Source organism: Metabacillus herbersteinensis, from assembly GCF_042433335.1.
GTDB lineage: Bacteria > Bacillota > Bacilli > Bacillales > Bacillaceae > Metabacillus > Metabacillus herbersteinensis.
In genome coordinates this window covers 22,807-40,930 of sequence record NZ_JBHLVO010000025.1, presented here as the reverse complement: position 1 = coordinate 40,930, position 18,124 = coordinate 22,807, and the positions used below count along the sequence as shown (strand labels likewise).

Annotated in this window: 20 protein-coding genes; 14 read left to right on the top strand and 6 right to left on the bottom strand. The window is 37.7% G+C overall.

Features of this window, described 5'->3' with window-relative positions:
- Positions 1 to 257: 257 nt before the first annotated feature.
- Together ACFFIX_RS20885 and ACFFIX_RS20880 are read right to left on the bottom strand one after the other, a co-directional pair.
- The gene (locus ACFFIX_RS20885; protein WP_378937514.1) at positions 258 to 1,382 is read right to left on the bottom strand and encodes an amidohydrolase; all 1,125 of its coding nucleotides are present in this window, start codon (positions 1,380 to 1,382) and stop codon (positions 258 to 260) included.
- A gap of 108 nt (positions 1,383 to 1,490) precedes the next feature.
- On the bottom strand, positions 1,491 to 2,387 hold the full coding sequence (locus ACFFIX_RS20880; RefSeq protein WP_378937512.1) for a TIGR01777 family oxidoreductase: 897 nt from the start codon (positions 2,385 to 2,387) through the stop codon (positions 1,491 to 1,493).
- 103 nt (positions 2,388 to 2,490) lie between these two features.
- On the opposite strand from ACFFIX_RS20880, the gene recX reads away from it, so the two are divergent.
- Positions 2,491 to 3,288, top strand: coding sequence for a recombination regulator RecX (gene recX / locus ACFFIX_RS20875; RefSeq protein WP_378937510.1), 798 nt, complete (start codon positions 2,491 to 2,493; stop codon positions 3,286 to 3,288).
- A 51-nt stretch (positions 3,289 to 3,339) separates the two neighbouring features.
- Here recX and ACFFIX_RS20870 read toward each other — a convergent pair whose 3' ends face one another.
- Positions 3,340 to 4,008: an SDR family NAD(P)-dependent oxidoreductase gene (locus tag ACFFIX_RS20870; protein WP_378937508.1), complete on the bottom strand. Its 669-nt coding sequence runs from the start codon at positions 4,006 to 4,008 to the stop codon at positions 3,340 to 3,342.
- Positions 4,009 to 4,100: 92 nt separating this feature from the next.
- On the opposite strand from ACFFIX_RS20870, the gene ACFFIX_RS20865 reads away from it, so the two are divergent.
- Positions 4,101 to 4,433: a YfhH family protein gene (locus ACFFIX_RS20865; RefSeq protein ID WP_378937506.1), complete on the top strand. Its 333-nt coding sequence runs from the start codon at positions 4,101 to 4,103 to the stop codon at positions 4,431 to 4,433.
- Positions 4,434 to 4,541: 108 nt separating this feature from the next.
- Here ACFFIX_RS20865 and ACFFIX_RS20860 read toward each other — a convergent pair whose 3' ends face one another.
- Positions 4,542 to 4,706 (bottom strand): small, acid-soluble spore protein K, encoded by a 165-nt coding sequence (locus ACFFIX_RS20860; RefSeq protein ID WP_378937504.1) that lies wholly within the window; start codon positions 4,704 to 4,706, stop codon positions 4,542 to 4,544.
- 123 nt (positions 4,707 to 4,829) lie between these two features.
- On the opposite strand from ACFFIX_RS20860, the gene ACFFIX_RS20855 reads away from it, so the two are divergent.
- Positions 4,830 to 5,099, top strand: a complete 270-nt coding sequence (locus ACFFIX_RS20855; RefSeq protein WP_378937502.1) for a YfhJ family protein — start codon at positions 4,830 to 4,832, stop codon at positions 5,097 to 5,099.
- A gap of 35 nt (positions 5,100 to 5,134) precedes the next feature.
- Here ACFFIX_RS20855 and ACFFIX_RS20850 read toward each other — a convergent pair whose 3' ends face one another.
- Complete coding sequence (locus ACFFIX_RS20850; RefSeq protein WP_378937500.1) at positions 5,135 to 6,115, bottom strand: metal-dependent hydrolase; 981 nt, start codon at positions 6,113 to 6,115, stop codon at positions 5,135 to 5,137.
- 226 nt (positions 6,116 to 6,341) lie between these two features.
- On the opposite strand from ACFFIX_RS20850, the gene mutY reads away from it, so the two are divergent.
- Positions 6,342 to 7,436 carry an A/G-specific adenine glycosylase gene (mutY, locus tag ACFFIX_RS20845; RefSeq protein WP_378937498.1) on the top strand — a complete coding sequence of 365 codons (1,095 nt, stop codon included), beginning with the start codon at positions 6,342 to 6,344 and terminating at the stop codon, positions 7,434 to 7,436.
- 54 nt (positions 7,437 to 7,490) lie between these two features.
- On the opposite strand, the gene yfhS is transcribed toward mutY, so the two are convergent.
- A complete protein-coding gene (gene yfhS, locus ACFFIX_RS20840) occupies positions 7,491 to 7,715 on the bottom strand; it encodes a mother cell protein YfhS (protein WP_378937496.1) in 225 nt (74 codons plus the stop codon).
- 88 nt (positions 7,716 to 7,803) lie between these two features.
- Between yfhS and fabL the strand changes: the two genes are divergently transcribed.
- From fabL to nikC, 10 genes are all read left to right on the top strand, one after another.
- Entirely contained in the window at positions 7,804 to 8,559 is a 756-nt protein-coding gene (gene fabL / locus ACFFIX_RS20835) for an enoyl-[acyl-carrier-protein] reductase FabL (protein WP_378937494.1), read from the top strand.
- Positions 8,560 to 8,630: 71 nt separating this feature from the next.
- Positions 8,631 to 8,828, top strand: coding sequence for a gamma-type small acid-soluble spore protein (locus ACFFIX_RS20830; protein ID WP_378937492.1), 198 nt, complete (start codon positions 8,631 to 8,633; stop codon positions 8,826 to 8,828).
- A gap of 186 nt (positions 8,829 to 9,014) precedes the next feature.
- Complete coding sequence (locus ACFFIX_RS20825; RefSeq protein WP_378937490.1) at positions 9,015 to 9,272, top strand: YgaB family protein; 258 nt, start codon at positions 9,015 to 9,017, stop codon at positions 9,270 to 9,272.
- Positions 9,273 to 9,420: 148 nt separating this feature from the next.
- Complete coding sequence (ntdP, locus tag ACFFIX_RS20820; RefSeq protein ID WP_378937488.1) at positions 9,421 to 9,951, top strand: nucleoside tri-diphosphate phosphatase; 531 nt, start codon at positions 9,421 to 9,423, stop codon at positions 9,949 to 9,951.
- 204 nt (positions 9,952 to 10,155) lie between these two features.
- Complete coding sequence (locus ACFFIX_RS20815) at positions 10,156 to 11,898, top strand: ABC transporter ATP-binding protein (protein WP_378937486.1); 1,743 nt, start codon at positions 10,156 to 10,158, stop codon at positions 11,896 to 11,898.
- A 394-nt stretch (positions 11,899 to 12,292) separates the two neighbouring features.
- Positions 12,293 to 13,306 carry an ABC transporter ATP-binding protein gene (locus ACFFIX_RS20810; protein ID WP_378937484.1) on the top strand — a complete coding sequence of 338 codons (1,014 nt, stop codon included), beginning with the start codon at positions 12,293 to 12,295 and terminating at the stop codon, positions 13,304 to 13,306.
- Positions 13,287 to 14,258, top strand: a complete 972-nt coding sequence (locus ACFFIX_RS20805) for an ABC transporter ATP-binding protein (RefSeq protein ID WP_378937482.1) — start codon at positions 13,287 to 13,289, stop codon at positions 14,256 to 14,258. Before ACFFIX_RS20810 ends, ACFFIX_RS20805 begins: the two co-directional genes overlap by 20 nt.
- Positions 14,259 to 14,306: 48 nt before the next feature.
- Positions 14,307 to 15,920, top strand: a complete 1,614-nt coding sequence (locus ACFFIX_RS20800; protein ID WP_378937480.1) for an ABC transporter substrate-binding protein — start codon at positions 14,307 to 14,309, stop codon at positions 15,918 to 15,920.
- A 56-nt stretch (positions 15,921 to 15,976) separates the two neighbouring features.
- Positions 15,977 to 16,984: an ABC transporter permease gene (locus ACFFIX_RS20795; protein ID WP_378937478.1), complete on the top strand. Its 1,008-nt coding sequence runs from the start codon at positions 15,977 to 15,979 to the stop codon at positions 16,982 to 16,984.
- A gap of 20 nt (positions 16,985 to 17,004) precedes the next feature.
- A complete protein-coding gene (gene nikC / locus ACFFIX_RS20790; protein WP_378937476.1) occupies positions 17,005 to 17,901 on the top strand; it encodes a nickel transporter permease in 897 nt (298 codons plus the stop codon).
- Positions 17,902 to 18,124 lie beyond the last annotated feature (223 nt).

Here is an 18,124-nt window from a genome sequence, read left to right as displayed (position 1 = left end):
TACTGTGAAATGGTCCACACCCTCGAAATTTTTTAATATGAAAGATAATATGAAAAAATTCCGGGGTGGGAATCGAACCCACTAGGACCATGAAGGTGGCGCACCATTTGCCTTCCCATTCTTACATTCAATTGTCAAAATGACTTTCTATCCAAAAGTATAATACTCGAATTTATTTAAAAAAGATACAGTTTTTTTGTTAATTTTTTTAAAATAATTCATTTGACTTAGATGAGTCTTGGAATAGAAGAATTAAGCTAGCTTTGGTAAATAATAGTACCATCAATCATCGTCAGTTTCGGCTTTGCTAGGTAGTGAAAAGGATGGTGATTCCATAACACGATGTCAGCATCCTTCCCAATTTCTAAGCTTCCGACTCGATCTTCAATGCGCAAGTTTCTAGCTGCAGTAATAGTGATTCCTTCGAGGGCTTTTTGCTCGTCAAATCCTTCACGAACAGCAAGGGAAGCAGCGATATTTAAGTACTGAATGGGTGTATAGGGGTGATCAGTTGTAATCGACACTTCGACACCTTGTTCAGATAATGCTCGGTAGGTAGCCCAACTTTTATTTTTCAGTTCGATTTTTGATCTTCTCGTAAGGGTTGGACCAACACAAACCTTTGCATTTTTACCGGCAAGTTCTTCAGCAATTAAGTGTCCTTCTGTACAATGTTCAATTCGGTAATCAAGCTGAAATTCCTCTGCGAAACGAATCGCCGAAAGTATGTCATCAGCACGATGAGCATGTATACGAACTGGAATTTCTCTTCTTAATGCTTTGCGAATTGGAAGCGACCTAAAGTCATCTGGTTCATTGTAGTACTTGGCTTTGAAAAATGCTTCGCGAAGCATTCCCATAATGCCCATTCGAGTGATCGAATCTTTATTGCCATGACTGTGAATGCGCTTAGGATTTTCACCCAAGGCAATTTTTAATCCTGCTGTTTCTTGAATAATCATTTTTGAAATGTTTGTGCCAAATGTTTTGATAACAGAAGTAGTTCCACCAATAACATTGGCACTACCAGGCATTATATGTGCAGTAGTAATTCCATAGGCGACGGCGTCTTTAAAGGCAGGGTCAAGTGGGTGAACACTATCTAATGCACGAATATGTGGTGAAAGAGGCTCAATGGTTTCGTTGGCATCATTTCCTGCCCAACCAGTTCCTTCGTCATATAAACCAAGATGTGTATGAACGTCAATAAAGCCTGGGAAAATATACTGTTCCTCACAATCAATGATATGTGTGCCTTCAGGGTAGGAGAGATTTTTACCAATTGAGTGAATTTTTCCATTTGCTACAAGTAGATCTGATTCATACATAACATGTGAGGTAATCGGGAAAATCGTTGCTCTTTTGAACAAAGTGTACTTCATTAGTAACTCCAATCTAATACTGTTTTACAGGTAGTTCAGTATTTAAGTCTTATAAGGATAATACAGTAGCCAAACAAAATACAGGCACATTTTAATGTACGCTTTAATTCATTTTAATATGTTGGACAATGCTTCATCAAGGTGCGAATAAGAAAAATTAAAATCATTTTCTAATGCTTTTGCAGGTATGACTTTTTGACCTTCTAACACTAGAATACTCATTTCCCCTAGCATGGCTTTCAGTGCAAAAGCAGGCGCTGGAATCCAATGTGGTCTCCCTAGAAATTGACCAATTGTTTGTCCAAATTCCTTCATGCTAACAGGATATGGCGTGGTTGCATTGATTGGACCTGAAATTGTCTCCGTTTTAATAATAAATTCAATTAATCGTACTAGATCTTTAACATGTATCCAAGAAATCCATTGGTTCCCAGAACCAACAGTTCCCCCTGCATATAATTTATATGGTTGAACCATTTTAGGTAATGCTCCACCTTCACCTAATACGATTCCAAAGCGTGTATAAACGGTACGAACGCCTAGTGTTTGAATTTTCTCAGCTTCTGCTTCCCATTTCTTCACAGTTTCAGCTAGAAAATCGGTTCCAGTTTTTGTCGATTGTTCCGTAAAAGTATCATTTAAAGATGTTCCATAAATTCCGACAGCACTCGCGTTTATATAAACAGATGGTTTACTTTCTAGTTTTTCAACAATTTCATACATTGCTTTAGTCGTTGAAATTCGACTTTCAAGAATTTGCTTTTTAGTTTCAGATGTCCAGCGATCGTTAATTGATTTGCCGGCAAGATTTATGAAGGTGTCCGCACCTTCTAATGCCTTTGTTGGATCAGCATCATCTGTAAGCCATTGAACAAAATGAAGCTGTTTTTGTGATGATTGTTTTTTACTTCGTGTTAAAATAAAAACATCATGTCCATTTTGAATAAAAAAGTCAGTGATATGCTTTCCTACAAACCCTGTGCCACCAGCAATTACGATTTTCATTAGTTATACACTCCCGTCTTAGTTTCTTCTATATCTTTTTATACCCTTAGTTAATAAATATCCTCGTTCTAATGTGTTACTAAATATAAAAGAGGTGAAGAACGTGCCAATCATTACAAAAATTACTGCACAACAGCGCAATGATGACCGGTTTAATATTTTTTTAGATGACGGTAAGGGTGAAAGGTTTGCGTTTAGCGTTGATCAAGATGTCTTATTGAAATTTGGTTTGAAAAAAGGAAAAGAGCTAGATGATTTAGATCTAGTTGAAATAGAATATGGTGACGATAGTAAAAAGGCATTTAATAAAGCGATTGAATATTTAGGATATCGAATGCGCTCAATTAAGGAAATAAAAGATTACTTACGAAAAAAAGAAGTCGATAGCGCGGTCATTGATGAAGTAATCCACAAGATGAAGGAATATCGTTATGTAGATGATCTTGATTTTGCACGTGCTTATGTAAAAACGCATTGGCAGACAAACGGAAAAGGACCTAACGTACTTACACAAGAGCTTTTCGGAAAGGGAATTGATCGCAACACAATTGAAGAAGCACTCGTTCAATACGATCAAGCCTCACAAATTGAGGAAGCCATTAAGCATGCTGTGAAAACCATCAAAAAAAATAAAATGGTCTCTTCCACACAATCAAAACAAAAAGTTGAACAAACCTTGTTGCGAAAAGGTTTCCCATTTTCAGTTATAAGTATAGCGCTTGAAGACCTTGAACTAAAAAAAGAAGAACCAGAAGAATGGGACGCATTAATTAAGCAAGCTGAAAAAGCAGCGAACCGCTACAAAAATGAAGCCCCCTATCAATTTAAGATGAAAATGAAGCAATACTTATACCGAAAAGGCTTCGCAATTGAACTAATTGATCGATATTTAGAAGAATAGACTTTTAGTGCCTCTCCACACCGCTATTCAAGCGTCGTGGGCAGGCGCTTTTTAGTCAATGTGAATTTCAGGTTGACCGTTGTCTTGTTGATAAATGGCTTTTGCGATTTGTTGAGGTGATTTTAGACGGCTTTTGTCTTTAATGTGGTCACTGTCATCCCAAAAGGGCGTGTCCATTCCCCCCATGTAAGCTGCAGTAACTACTATTTTGGTATCTTCTAATTCCTTAACCAGACTTTCTGTAAAACCACGAACAGCGAATTTTGAGGCCACATAGACACTTTCATTCACTTTGCCCCGTAAGCCAGCTGTGGATACAATGTTCAGGATCTTTCCTGCATTCTGCTTTTTATAATAGGGAAGAACTTCCTTGCACATAAAGATAGTTCCTTTAACATTTGTATCGATCATTTCGTGAACTTCTGCGGATGAAATGGATTCTAGGTTAGAAAAATGTCCAACACCGGCATTATTTATCAGTGCCGTGACATCATATCTATTGAAAATGTCATGAAAAAATGCGTTTATTTCGTTTTCCTCTCGAATATCAAGCTCATACGTAGAAGTTGAAATTTCAATTTCCTCTAAGCTTCTTTTAGCTTTTTTAAGGTTTTTTAAAGTTCTTCCAGTCAATATAACATGGTCATAGTTTTTTTCGTATTGTTTTGCTAGTTCTAGCCCTAGTCCAGTGCCTCCGCCAGTTATTACAAGTGCAGACATAATGTGTCACTCCTCTATTTATATTTTGCATTCACTCTAGGTTCTATTTTATACTTACAAACAGGAATACACGAATTGAGGGAGAAAATCCGTTGAATACAAAACGATATAGTGAATTATCAGAGTATGAACTGAAAAATGAAATTGCTTCATTAAAGGAAAAAGCAAGAAAAGCTGAACAATTGGGTATTGTGAATGAATTCGCTGTACTAGAAAGAAAAATATCAATGGCAAAAGCCTATCAACTAAATCCTGATGACTTTTTCCCAAATCATATTTACGATATTGAAGGGGCACCAGGAGAGCAATTTAAAGTGGTTTATCTAAACGGAATTTTTGCATGGGGACATCGAGTATCAACTCCCAATCATGAGGAAGCACTGCCAATTTCAATGTTAATAAAAACGGACCATACTGAGGTATAGCCTCAGCATAATCCGTTTGTTTAGATTTTTAAGAATCTGAGATTAAAGTGTTTCGCATGCCTAGTTCTTTCATAAGGAAAAGGTATAGCCTCATTGATAATAAGCGTTTTAAGAGTTCGGTTGCTGACGTTGTCCCGACGCTCTCATTCGTTCTTGTGGATGAGAGTTAATCGAGCCATCAGCCCGGGTTGATGCAAAATCATCCTTTGCTCTTGGTTCGCCTTCAAATTTGTTATTATTCATATTTGGAAAGCCTTTTGCCTTGTTACGCATCGCTAACAACCTCCTCAGATAAGATCATCATTGAAACAGCTTCTTAATTTGAGAAGCATAGTAATAGTATGAAGTTAATTTGTAAAACTATTACTAACGAATCCTTCCAGAAGGAGAATAAATATGGAAACTTATTTTGAACGATTAACAAATGAACTGCTTAAGAAAAATACAAATTTAAGCTATGCTCAAGCTAGAACTTGGATTGAATTGTTATGGGAAGAGTTTGAAACAACTCGTGCAAAAGCTGGAAGAAATTATCGTGGAAAAGAGCAAACTGAACAAATTGTCAGGAATATGATTGCGAATTACGGTGATAAGCTTCATGAATTTATCGCAACCAATCCGAAATACAAACATCTTTTAAACAATGATGACTACTTAAAACACTAAAAGCTGAAAAGGCATTCCTCTTCAGCTTTTTTGTATCACTCTGGTAGTAAGTGTAGTTTTTTTCGAAGCTTTTCTTCGCTGAAAATCCATCCTGTGTAGGAACTGACAATTTTAAGATCTTGATCGAGTTGAACGATCGCAACGAATGGATAATAGCCCTTACTACGATATCTGAGATCAATGAATTTCACTTCATAATGGTCTGTATATTCATCCACTTCCCATCTATAAACAGGTGAGAAAGATAAAAAGGCAGATATATTCTCATCTTCTTCTGCAGCTCGTATTATTTTTGTTTGAGGCACGGGAACTCTTTCAAATTGGTCTAATACAACGAGTTCACTATCCACAACCCTCGCAACAAAAAACTGATCTTTCGTCATAATAGCTAAGTGCCATTGGCGAAATCGAATGGTTGGCGAAATGATAATTCTTTCTACATCTTCAAATTTCTCACGTACGTCTTTAAAAATTCTTTGCTGCATTATAAAGCGAAGAATATAGTAGCCAATCAACACCACATATACACTAAAAAAGGTATAACCCTGGTGACCCCCGACTGCCCAAACCAATATTCCTAGGATATGAATGAAAAAAATAAACGGATCAAACGTATTAATGATACCTAAGGCAATCCACTTTTTTGTAAAAGGCCTCAAAGCTTGGGTACCATACGCATTAAAGATATCCACAAAAACATGTAATACAACCGCTAGAGTTGTCCATAGCGCAAGGTGAAGTAAACTACACTCTGGGAAAAAAACATAAATAACTCCAGTTATTAAAATTGACCATAAAATAACTGCTGGAATCGAGTGGGTAAGTCCACGATGATTACGAATGTATTTTGCATTGTTTCGAAGCTTTAAAATTGTATCAAGATCAGGTGCTTGTGAACCAACAATGGTTCCGATCATTACTGCTTGGGTGGTAGGACTGTTTATACCTATTGCAGGATCCAAGGTTGCCAAACCACCTAATGCAATCCCCATTACAATATGAGTTCCTGTATCCAACGAATAAAACCTCCCTAAAATGAGTCGAGAGTGCATGTGAAGAGCGTGAGGTAGCGTATTTCTATCCAAATAAAGGATGCACATAATTTCTTCCCCAAATGAACGATATAAGTTACCATTTACAATAGGACATATACTATTTAGTTTATAAAACGAACAAAAATTGATGCTCTAACTTTTATTTTCCCACTTTTTCTATAAATATAACACCCGGAGGCAATTCAAAATGGTTAGTCAGGTGCAAGAAAAGCTAAAAAACTTTGAAATTTTGCCGTTTCAAAAAGAATTAATTCAGTGGTACAAACAAGAAAAAAGAAATTTACCATGGAGAAAAGATCAAGATCCATATAAGGTTTGGGTGTCAGAAATTATGTTACAACAAACCCGTGTAGACACAGTTATCCCATACTTTAATCAATTTATTCATAAATTCCCAACAATTGATGCATTAGCGAATGCAGATGAAGAAGATGTTCTAAAAGCATGGGAAGGATTGGGGTACTACTCAAGAGTACGAAATTTACAAAGTGCCGTTAAGGAGGTAAAAGAAAACTATGGCGGGATTGTTCCGAATGATCCGGATGAAATCAGTAAATTAAAAGGCGTGGGTCCCTACACAAAAGGGGCAATCTTAAGTATTGCTTACAATATTCCAGAGCCAGCGGTTGATGGAAATGTTATGAGGGTGATTTCAAGGATTCTTACGATATGGGAAGATATTGCAAAACCGAAAACAAGGAAAATTTTTGAAGAGAGCATTTATCAATTAATTTCTCAAGAGGATCCATCTAGTTTTAATCAAGCATTAATGGAATTAGGAGCCACGATTTGCACCCCAACCTCCCCATCTTGCTTACTATGTCCAGTTCGAGAACATTGTGCTGCTTTTCATGAAGGCGTTCAAAAGGAATTACCTGTAAAAAGCAAAAAGAAGAAGCCAAAAGCTGTGCAAATGGCTGCAGCGGTTTTATATGATCAGGAAGGAAACCTTTATATTCACAAACGTGCATCCACAGGGTTGCTTGCGAATTTGTGGGAGTTTCCAAACAGTGAAGTTCAAACCACATCACCCACACTACAATCAATACGAGAGCAACTTACATACTCTTTAGAAGAAGAATACGGAGTCACTGTCCAGTTATCTGAGCTAAGTGGAACAATTCAACATATTTTTTCTCACCTTATCTGGAATATTTCAGTATACTTCGGAAAAGTAGAAGCCGCTCCTAACCTACAAAGGGTGACGGTAGCTGAGTTAGAAAGATATGCATTTCCTGTTTCACATCAGAAGATCTATAAGCTGTTTATGGCGAGGGACTGACTATGTTTGGTTTTCAGTCCCTTTTGCAATACCCTATAGTAGAAAACTTCAGATTCAATCGTACGAAATTCGAGTTCCGTGTGTGTAGTCTGCTTCATTGTACTTAAGGCCACCGCGTTCTTCAATTTCTTTTACGATTTCGCGATGAATGGATTGTCCTTCAGCATTTAAATAAGGCACTATCTGTTGAAGTGAATGGTGAAAATACTCAAGTTCAGTATTCTTCCAATCACGCTTTGACATCATTGAAAGCTCAGTCATATCTCGTCCAATGTACATAATCATCCTCCTTGGCTATTCGCTTTTTCTATTGTTTGATACAATAATAACAACTATACGACCAAGCTAAGAAAAGGAGCTTAAAAAAATGATCCAAGAACAAAAAGTAGCACTTATAACAGGAAGCAGCAGAGGAATTGGAAAAGCAATTTCCATCCGCTTAGCAAAACAAGGTTATAACATCGTAATCAATTATGCACGCAGTAAAAACGCAGCGCTCGAAACAGCTGCAGAAATAGAAGCTTTAGGAGTTAAAGCGCTCGTTGTTAAAGCAAATGTCGGGAAGCCTGAAAAGATTAAAGAGCTTTTTGCACAAATCGATGAAGAATTTGGTAGACTCGATATTTTCGTCAATAATGCAGCATCAGGTGTTTTGAGACCAATCATGGAGCTAGAAGAAAGTCATTGGGATTGGACGATGGATATAAATAGTAAGGCCCTTCTTTTTTGTGCACAAGAAGCTGCAAAAAGGATGGAAAAAACAGGCGGAGGATTCATTGTCAGCATTAGCTCACTCGGATCTATTCGCTACTTAAAAAACTACACAACAGTTGGTGTCTCTAAAGCGGCATTAGAAGCTTTAACAAGGTACTTGGCTGTTGAACTTGCACCTAAAAACATCATTGTGAATGCTGTTTCAGGCGGTGCTGTCGATACAGAGGCACTTAAACATTTCCCAAATCGTGACGAACTTTTGGAGGATGCCATCAGTAATACCCCTGCGGGAAGAATGGTAGAAATCGAAGATATGGTCGATGCAGTTGAATTTTTAGTTTCAAAAAAGGCGTCGATGGTTCGTGGTCAAACATTAATTGTAGACGGTGGTCGTTCTTTACTAGTTTAAAAAATTTATTATTTATTTGTGGATAGTTCATCTACCTACGGGACAATATAAGTTTCGTGGAGGTGATAACAATGGCAAACAATAACCAACAACAACCAGGAAAAACATCTGCTGGTACAAACGTTCAACAAGTAAGACAACAAAATGCTCAAGCTGCTCAAGGCCAAGCTGGTCAACAATTCGGTACTGAGTTCGCTAGTGAAACTAATGCACAACAAGTAAAAAAACAAAACCAACAAGCAGAATCAAACAAATCACAAAACTCTTAATTTTCATAGTAACAAAAGAAGACACTTCTTCCTATACGGAAAGGAGTGTCTTTTTTTGTAAAATAAAAATATTACGACAAAACCTCCAATTCATCTACATAACTAGTCAAAGGAATAAAGCATCGGAAACAGAATTATGTATCTATCTGGACTATGAAATTAAAAACAAGTTATGGAGAGATGAGCATGAATCAGTTCGACTATTTAGTACGAGAACAGTTGAAGACTATGGACAAGCTATTGTATTTACAGTCTGAAATTGAGAGGTGTGAAGAAATAAAAGAGCAATTAAATCAGCTGCAGGATGAAGCAAAAGCAGAGTCAGTTCAGTTTGAAATTGAGCAAATGAGGCTCCAGTTATATCAAATCCAACATATGTTCGAAAAGCAAACAGAGGAAGTCATCCGGACCTATCAAAATCAAAAAGTAGAAACAGTTTCTTAACCTTTGAACGGGCCATTCTCTAACAGAATGGCTCTATTATTTTCTTTTTTTATAAACAGACGGTATAATGGTAAGAAGTAAAAAATCGATACCCTTTGTAAAGAACTCTTATCTTACAAAGCGTCTACATAGAAAGTAGGGGAGAGAAGTGGGTTTTCCCAAGGAAGGAGACACTATACAGATACATAGTTATAAGCATAATGGATACATCCATAGAGTCTGGGATGAGACAACCATACTTAAGGGAACACAAAACTGCATTATCGGTGCAAATGATCGGACAATTGTAACTGAATCGGATGGTAGAACATGGATTACTCGCGAGCCAGCTATTTGCTATTTTCACGCACAGCATTGGTTTAATATCATTGGAATGATTCGTGAGGATGGAGTTTACTATTACTGCAATATTAGTTCACCCTTTGCATGGGATGACGAAGCTGTCAAATACATAGACTACGATCTCGATGTAAAAGTATTTCCTGACATGACTTATAACCTTCTGGATGAGGACGAATACGAATATCACAAAAAACTCATGAATTATCCGGAGGTCATTGATCTCATCTTAAAAAATAACGTTGAAACGCTCCTTCACTGGATTCACCAACGAAAAGGCCCGTTTTCACCTGAATTTATTGATGAGTGGTATGAGAGGTATTTGACTTATATTAGATGATCTAACTTCAAAAGAAAATCCCGTTCGCTAGAGGACGGGATTTTTAGTGTGTTTCCCATTTATGGAATGATTACCTTCAGCCACAATTGCTCAAAATAAATACTAAAAACCGAGCATCCGAATTTAAGCAAGTGTATATTTACAGCGCTCGCCACGTGAAAGTGGTAAAGTGTAAGGTGGCATGCATTTTAAAGGGGGATTAATTTGGGCGTTACGAAAAGATATATGAAATTTGTTAAACCATATCGCCTACAAATAGTGGGAACAATCATTATAGGCGTGATTAAATTTTCAATTCCTCTAATAATTCCTTTGTTATTGAAGTATATATTGGATGACATTATTGGTGGCGCGGGCCCGGCTGGTGAAAAGACGAAAGAGCTCTTCACGATTATGGGAATCATCTTTGTCATTTTTCTAGTGGTTCGACCGCCAATCGAATATTATCGTCAGTATTTTGCACAATGGGTTGCAAGTAAAGTTTTGTTTGATATTCGTAATCAGCTTTTTACTCATTTGCAGCAGTTAAGCTTGCGTTATTATGCGAACACTCGAGCCGGTGAGATTATCTCTAGAGTAATCAATGATGTTGAGCAAACAAAGAACTTTGTAATCACGGGATTAATGAATGTCTGGCTTGATGTGGTTACCATCTTCATAGCAATTGGTATCATGCTTTGGATGGATATAAAATTAACGCTTATCTCAATTGTTCTATTTCCTTTATACGGACTATCTGTGAAATACTTTTACGGTAAACTGAGGCATTTAACAAGAGAACGTTCCCAAGCACTTGCAGAAGTGCAAGGACATCTACATGAACGTGTTCAAGGGATGCCAGTAATTAAAAGTTTTGCGATTGAGGACCATGAGCAACGTGAGTTTTCTAATGAAAATGCTAACTTCTTAGATAAAGCACTCAAACATACGAGCTGGAATGCAAAAACATTTGCAATCGTAAATACACTCACAGACATTGCTCCATTGATTGTCATTAGTTATGCGGGATATCAAGTGATTAACGGCAATTTAACGATCGGAACAATGGTCGCGTTCATTGCTTACATTGAACAATTGTACGGTCCCATGAGACGCTTGATTAACTCTTCAACAACACTGACACAAGCTTTTGCCTCAATGGATCGTGTATTTGAGTTTATTGATGTACCTTATGACATACTAGATAAACCGAATGCAGTCAAGGCTGAAAATGTACAAGGTGATGTTTCTTTTGAAAATGTTTCATTTCGGTACAATGATAATGAAGCACTCATACTTGAAAACCTCTCACTTCGTGTAAAAAAAGGGGAAACTGTTGCTCTAGTAGGAATGAGTGGTGGAGGTAAATCTACGCTTGTGAGTCTGTTACCGCGTTTTTACGATGTTACTGAAGGGAGAATCCTTCTTGATTCAATTGATATTCAAGATTATCAAGCACAAAGCCTTAGAAGTCAAATCGGGATGGTACTTCAAGATACCTTCTTATTTAGTGATAGTGTAAGAGAAAATATTTTAGTCGGAAACCCGGATGCGACACAGGAAGAAGTAGTTACGGCAGCAAAAGCTGCAAATGCACATGATTTTATTCTAAGCTTACCAGATGGCTATGAATCAAAAGTAGGTGAGCGGGGAGTAAAGCTTTCTGGAGGGCAAAAACAACGAATCTCGATTGCACGTGTGTTCTTGAAAAATCCACCAATTTTAGTGATGGATGAAGCGACGTCTTCACTAGATTTGGAAAGTGAACATTTGATTCAAGAAGCATTAGAAAAATTAGCAAAAGAGCGCACAACGTTTATCGTGGCCCATCGTCTTTCTACTATCACACATTCAGATAAAATTGTCTTAATTGAAAATGGTGAAATTGTTGAGCAGGGGACTCATCATGAGCTCATGAAGCAGCAAGGTCATTATCATAAGCTTTTTCAAATTCAACAACTCGATTAAAGGAAGGACTCAGAAATGGGTCCTTTTTTCCTATGCAATACGAGTATGGATATTATTGTAAAATTGTCTAATTTTGTTGTTCTTTATTGCTTTAACGGATTAATATAGTAGTTCGGTATAACATATGCTCTGATATTTGTTTAAATTTAAAAAATTTGAAACCAAATATACGATAGTATTTTTCCTCTGAAATCCCTTGAATTCTAGCTTCTTTAACTTATTTTCTTCTATTTTAAGCTCAAAAACACAAGGTGCAAACATTTGTCGAAAAAAGTTTGAATATTAGGACACTTTTCGACATTATATTTGAAAAAGTTATGTCATAATAATTAAAATATTCCGTATTATTAAAAATCAGTCAAATTTTACAATATAACATCAGGTAGGTGACAATATGAGCCGAAAATCAATCCTAGAAATTTCGGATTTAAATGTTTCTTTTATCTCGGATAAAAAATCTATACCAGCTGTAGATGGGATCAGTTTTGACCTTAAAGAGGGAGAAATCTTGGGAATTGTTGGTGAATCAGGTAGTGGAAAGAGTGTTACTTCTCTTGCAGTTATGGGGCTAATTCCAAGCCCACCTAGCAAGATTGCAAATGGGAAAATACTTTTCGAAGGAAATGATTTAACTTCATACTCTGATAAACAAATGAGGCAAATTCGCGGAAATCAAATTTCAATGATTTTCCAAGAACCAATGACTTCTCTAAATCCGTTGTTTACAATTGGGAACCAACTAATCGAAGCTTTAAGACTACATACGAAGATATCAAAAGCAGAGGCACGAAATCGAAGCGTAGACCTACTAAAACTTGTTGGAATACCGAGAGCTGAAGGAATTATTGGTGAGTATCCCCATCAGTTGTCAGGTGGAATGAGACAAAGGGTCATGATTGCGATGGCGATGGCATGTAATCCAAGAATTCTAATAGCGGATGAGCCCACAACTGCTCTTGACGTAACAATTCAAGCGCAAATCCTAAACTTAATGAAAGATTTGAATCACAAAACAAACACATCGATTATTCTGATCACACATGATTTAGGTGTGGTCGCAGAGGTGTGTGACCGAGTACTTGTCATGTATTGTGGCCAAATTGTTGAGCATGGCGACGTGCGAACAATCTTAAAAGAACCGAAGCATCCGTATACAAAAGGTTTACTCAAATCAGTTCCCGATTTAAGAGGAAAAAAAGGTCGCTTATACTCAATTCCAGGAAATGTTCCCAAACCAGGAAGCATTGAACAAGGCTGCCGCTTCGCACCTCGCTGCGAAGAGATGTTTGGAAAATGTACCGAAGAAACGCCAGATTTATATGAAATGGAAAAGCATGGTCATCAAGTCCGATGCTTCCTACATAAAGTAGATAAGGGGGCGGGTGAACATGTCGGAGTTACTTCTTGAAGTAAATGGTCTTAAAAAATACTTTCCTATTAATGGTGGTATTCTTGGTTGGAAAAAAGGCGAGGTCAAGGCGGTTGATGATGTTTCTTTTTATGTCAAGAAGGGTGAAACATTAGGAATTGTCGGGGAGAGTGGTTGTGGAAAGTCAACGACAGGAAGGCTCCTAATGCGTTTAATAGAAGCCAGTGAAGGAAATGTCCTTTTTGAAGATAAAGAGATTACCTCTATGTCTAAAAGTCAATTAAGAAAAGTCAGACGAGACATGCAAATGGTCTTTCAGGATCCATATGCTTCACTTAATCCTCGCCACAAAGTAGAGAAAATTCTAGAAGAACCCTTAATTGTCCACGGAATTGGCTCAAAAGAAGAACGAAGAAAAAGAGTACGTGAAATGCTTGAAGTGGTTGGATTAAGTAGCTATCATGCAAAACGATATCCGCATCAATTTAGCGGTGGACAGCGTCAACGAATTGGGATTGCAAAAGCGCTTATGACAAAGCCAAAACTAATCATTGCAGATGAACCTGTTTCAGCATTAGATGTATCGATTCAAGCACAGGTATTAAATTTGCTCAAAGATATTCAAAAAGAGTTTCAACTTACCTATATTTTTATCGCTCACGATCTTGGTGTTGTCAGGCATATTAGTGATCGTGTTGGAGTGATGTATTTAGGTAGATTAATAGAGTTAGCAGATAGCGAAGAGCTATATGAGCATCCAAAGCATCCATACACAAAAGCACTTCTTTCAGCCGTTCCTATCCCAGATCCTGATATCAAACGAGAGATGATTATGATTCAAGGCGAGCTACCAAGTCCTGCAAACCCGCCTTCAGGGTGTGCTTTTCACACTCGTTGCGTGGAATGTATGGATGTATGTAAAACAACAAGGCCAATTGAACAAAAATTGCCGTCAGGTCATTATGTTGCTTGTCACTTATATAATCAGTGATTAGTAGTATTTATGATACATAAGACAAAAAAACAGGGGGATTTAAGTATGCGTAAAACAAAAAAGACGTTAAAGCTGTTGCTTGTTTCGTTTTTGGCTCTAAGTTTGCTACTTGTAGGCTGTAGCAACAATAACGAAGCAGGTGGCGACGCGGGTTCACCTTCAGAAGGTGACTCTAAAAAGGACACACTCGTATTTGGCCGTGGTGGAGATTCTACTTCTCTTGATCCAATTTCAACTACTGAGGGTGAAACATTCAAAGTAACGAAGAATATTTTTGAAACATTAATAGAGTATGGCGATCAAGACACAACTCTTCATCCGGGTTTAGCAGAGGAGTGGACAACTGAAGATGGTTTAACTTATACGTTTAAACTGCGTCAAGGTGTAAAGTTCCATGACGGCACAGACTTTAATTCAGAAGCAGTTGTGTTTAACTTCGAACGTTGGATGAATGGAAATGCAGATGACTTTCCATATTATTCAATGTTTGGTGGCTACAAAGGTGAAGAAGGCCACGTAATTAAGGAAGTAAAAGCAGTTGATGAGCACACAGTTCAATTTGTTCTTAACAGACAGCAAGCTCCGTTCTTGAAAAACTTAGCAATGTCTCCATTCGGAATTGCAAGTCCAGCTGCAATTGAAAAACACGGAGATAAATTCAGAGAAAATCCTGTTGGAACAGGACCTTTTAAATTTGTTGAGTGGAAGCCAAATGATCGAATTGTCATTGAGAAGTTCGAAGACTACTGGATGGAAGGATATCCGAAGTTGAACAAAGTAATCTTTCGAGCAATCCCTGAAAATTCAGCTCGTCTAAACGCTTTAGTAAACGGTGAAATTGACTTAATGGACGGAGTGAACAACTCTGACGAAGCAACGATTACTGGAAATGACAATCTTCAAGTTTTCCAACGTCCTTCAATGAACGTAGGATATTTAGGATTTGCAACAAATCGAGCACCGTTTGATAATAAACTAGTTCGTCAAGCGCTAAATCATGCAATTGATAAAGAAGCGATTATTGAATCATTCTACGGTGGTCAAGCAGAACCAGCGAAAAACGCAATGCCACCTTCAATTGAAGGCTATAACGATGACATTGAAGCTTATCCATATGACCTAGAGAAAGCAAAAGAATTGCTTGCAGAAGCGGGACATCCAGATGGATTTAAAATGGATCTATGGGCAATGCCAGTTCCACGACCTTACATGCCTGAAGGGATGAAGGTAGCCGAGGTTATTCAAGAAAGCTTCCGCAAAATTGGTGTTGAAGCAGAAATTCAGTCTGTTGACTGGGCAACTTACTTAGATAAAGCGAGTAAAGGTGAGTTCGATGCATTCATGTTAGGTTGGACAGGTGACAATGGAGATGCTGATAACTTCTTGTACACTTTACTTGATAAAGACAGTATTGGAAGCAATAACTATTCACAATTCAGTAACGATGAATTACATGATGTTTTAATCGAAGCACAAACAGAACCAGAACAAGAAAAACGTAATGAGTTATATAAAAAAGCACAAGAAATTATTCACGACGAAGCACCATGGGTACCACTTGTTCACTCAACACCACTATTAGCTGGTGGAAAAGATCTAGAGAACTTTCTTGCGCATCCAACAGGTTCTGATACGTTAACAAAAGTTGAATTTAAATAACAATGAGGGAGAGGGGAGCGGATGTCTCCCCTTTCTTATATAAGAGGTGAACCAAGATGATTTCATACACAGTTCGTCGAATGTTTTCACTAATACCTGTTTTGTTTGGAATGACATTAGTTGTCTTTGCAATTATTCGAGCGATTCCTGGAGATCCCGCACAGGTCATTCTCGGCCAGAAGGCCACAAAAGAAGCCATTGTAACACTTACGAAAGAGCTAGGCCTAGATCAACCTTGGTATACCCAATATTTTGACTACATAGGTGCTTTATTCACTGGAGATTTAGGTACTTCTCTTCGAACTAGAGGTGCCATTAATGATGAGATTTGGCCATACTTAGCTGCAACAGCTGAACTGACGATTGTGGCAATGATTATTGCAATTGTAATTGGGGTGAATGCTGGAATTATTAGTGCTTGGTTTTCAAACTCTTGGTTTGATTATGTAGCAATGATTCTTGCATTGATCGGAGTTTCGATGCCAATTTTCTGGCTTGGATTAATGGAGCAATGGGCATTCTCAATTAACTTGGGTTGGTTACCTTCAACAGGGCGTGAAGATGTTCGAAACCCCGTTGATTCGATAACAAATTTATATTTAATAGATACTCTCTTGCAAGGAAGAACGGACCAATTCATTCAAGTTTTAAAGCATCTCGTATTGCCAAGTTTAGCACTTGCGACAATACCGATGGCAATTATCGCAAGGATGACTCGTTCAACAATGCTCGAAGTAATGAAATCTGATTACATTCGAACAGCTCGAGCAAAAGGGCTTCAAATGTTTTGGGTTGTGTACAAGCACTCATTAAAAAACGCCATTATTCCAGTATTAACGGTTATTGGTTTACAAACTGGTCTACTTTTAGGTGGGGCAATTTTGACAGAAACAATTTTCGGATGGCCAGGAATCGGTAGGTATTTATATGATGCGATAAATTACCGTGATTACCCAGTTATTCAATCAGGTATTTTAATCATTGCAGCAATTTTTGTAATCATTAACTTAATAGTGGATCTTCTTTATGCAGTTGTTGACCCACGTATCAAATATCATCAATAACGGTTAAAGGGGGGAAAACAGTGGCTGAATTAGCTAAGAATTCAAAAGTGATTATAGATAATGTAGATGAGAAGATAACGTCTCCTTGGAAGGAAGCATGGCAAAGTTTCTGTAAAAATCGTCTCGCCTTAGTCGGGTTAGGAATCGTCATTTTCTTCATATTTATTGCAATTATTACTCCGTTAATTGCACCGTACGGCTTTAAAGAGCAAGAGTTGTCAAAACGCTTATTAGCTCCATCCAGTGAGCATTGGTTTGGTACGGATGACTTTGGACGAGATATATTTTCGCGTGTTCTTTATGGGGCAAGAATTTCATTGTGGGTCGGTTTTTTTTCGGTGCTTGGTTCAGCAGTTGCTGGTACTTTTCTAGGAATTGTAGCAGGATATTATGGACGCTGGGTTGACGCGATCATTTCAAGAATTTTTGACATTATGCTCGCCTTTCCGAGTATCTTGCTTGCAATTGCCGTCGTTGCAATTCTAGGGCCTTCCCTGCAAAATGCTTTGATTGCGATTGCGGTCATTAATATTCCGAACTTCGGACGGTTGGTTCGCTCTAAAGTTCTCAGTGTGAAGCAAGAGGAATATATTATGGCGGCCCGTGCTGTTGGAATGAAGGATCAGCGAATTTTATTTCATCATATTCTCCCAAATAGTGTGACACCCATTATTGTTCAAGGAACACTTGCGATTGCAACAGCCATTATCGAAGCGGCGGCACTTGGTTTTCTAGGAATGGGTGCACAAGCCCCAACACCTGAATGGGGAAAAATGCTTGCAGATTCTAAGAGTTACCTTGTGCAAGCTCCATGGACATTATTCTTTCCAGGACTCGCAATCATGCTGACCGTGTTAGGATTTAACTTGATGGGTGACGGACTGAGAGATGTTTTGGATCCAAAGATGAAGGAATAGCATATTTTTATAAAAAATACATGGTTGATGCTGTGTATTTTTTTTGTGGTGAAAAAAGAGAGGGCGCAAGTGCATGAATTTCAGGATATACATAGTAAATCTCACGAAAAAATGTCGAAATCAAACGTAGTCCTGTCGAAATCACGCCAAACATGGTTATTCCGCATTTTTATCACTAGGGAGTACATTCTTAAAATAAAAAGCTGCAAATCCACCAGGAATT

Excerpts from the sequence above, each read along its gene's own strand:
- yfhS (WP_378937496.1), bottom strand. The coding sequence starts at position 7,715 with ATGTACATTGGACGAGATATGACTGAGCTTTCAATGATGTCAAAGCGT.
- ACFFIX_RS20870 (WP_378937508.1), bottom strand. The coding sequence starts at position 4,008 with ATGTCTGCACTTGTAATAACTGGCGGAGGCACTGGACTAGGGCTAGAA.
- ACFFIX_RS20855 (WP_378937502.1), top strand. The coding sequence starts at position 4,830 with ATGGAAACTTATTTTGAACGATTAACAAATGAACTGCTTAAGAAAAAT.
- ACFFIX_RS20880 (WP_378937512.1), bottom strand. The coding sequence starts at position 2,387 with ATGAAAATCGTAATTGCTGGTGGCACAGGGTTTGTAGGAAAGCATATC.
- fabL (WP_378937494.1), top strand. The coding sequence starts at position 7,804 with ATGATCCAAGAACAAAAAGTAGCACTTATAACAGGAAGCAGCAGAGGA.
- ACFFIX_RS20885 (WP_378937514.1), bottom strand. The coding sequence starts at position 1,382 with ATGAAGTACACTTTGTTCAAAAGAGCAACGATTTTCCCGATTACCTCA.
- ACFFIX_RS20800 (WP_378937480.1), top strand. The coding sequence starts at position 14,307 with ATGCGTAAAACAAAAAAGACGTTAAAGCTGTTGCTTGTTTCGTTTTTG.
- ACFFIX_RS20810 (WP_378937484.1), top strand. The coding sequence starts at position 12,293 with ATGAGCCGAAAATCAATCCTAGAAATTTCGGATTTAAATGTTTCTTTT.
- mutY (WP_378937498.1), top strand. The coding sequence starts at position 6,342 with ATGGTTAGTCAGGTGCAAGAAAAGCTAAAAAACTTTGAAATTTTGCCG.
- ACFFIX_RS20795 (WP_378937478.1), top strand. The coding sequence starts at position 15,977 with ATGATTTCATACACAGTTCGTCGAATGTTTTCACTAATACCTGTTTTG.
- ACFFIX_RS20860 (WP_378937504.1), bottom strand. The coding sequence starts at position 4,706 with ATGCGTAACAAGGCAAAAGGCTTTCCAAATATGAATAATAACAAATTT.
- ACFFIX_RS20805 (WP_378937482.1), top strand. The coding sequence starts at position 13,287 with ATGTCGGAGTTACTTCTTGAAGTAAATGGTCTTAAAAAATACTTTCCT.
- ACFFIX_RS20830 (WP_378937492.1), top strand. The coding sequence starts at position 8,631 with ATGGCAAACAATAACCAACAACAACCAGGAAAAACATCTGCTGGTACA.
- ACFFIX_RS20825 (WP_378937490.1), top strand. The coding sequence starts at position 9,015 with ATGAATCAGTTCGACTATTTAGTACGAGAACAGTTGAAGACTATGGAC.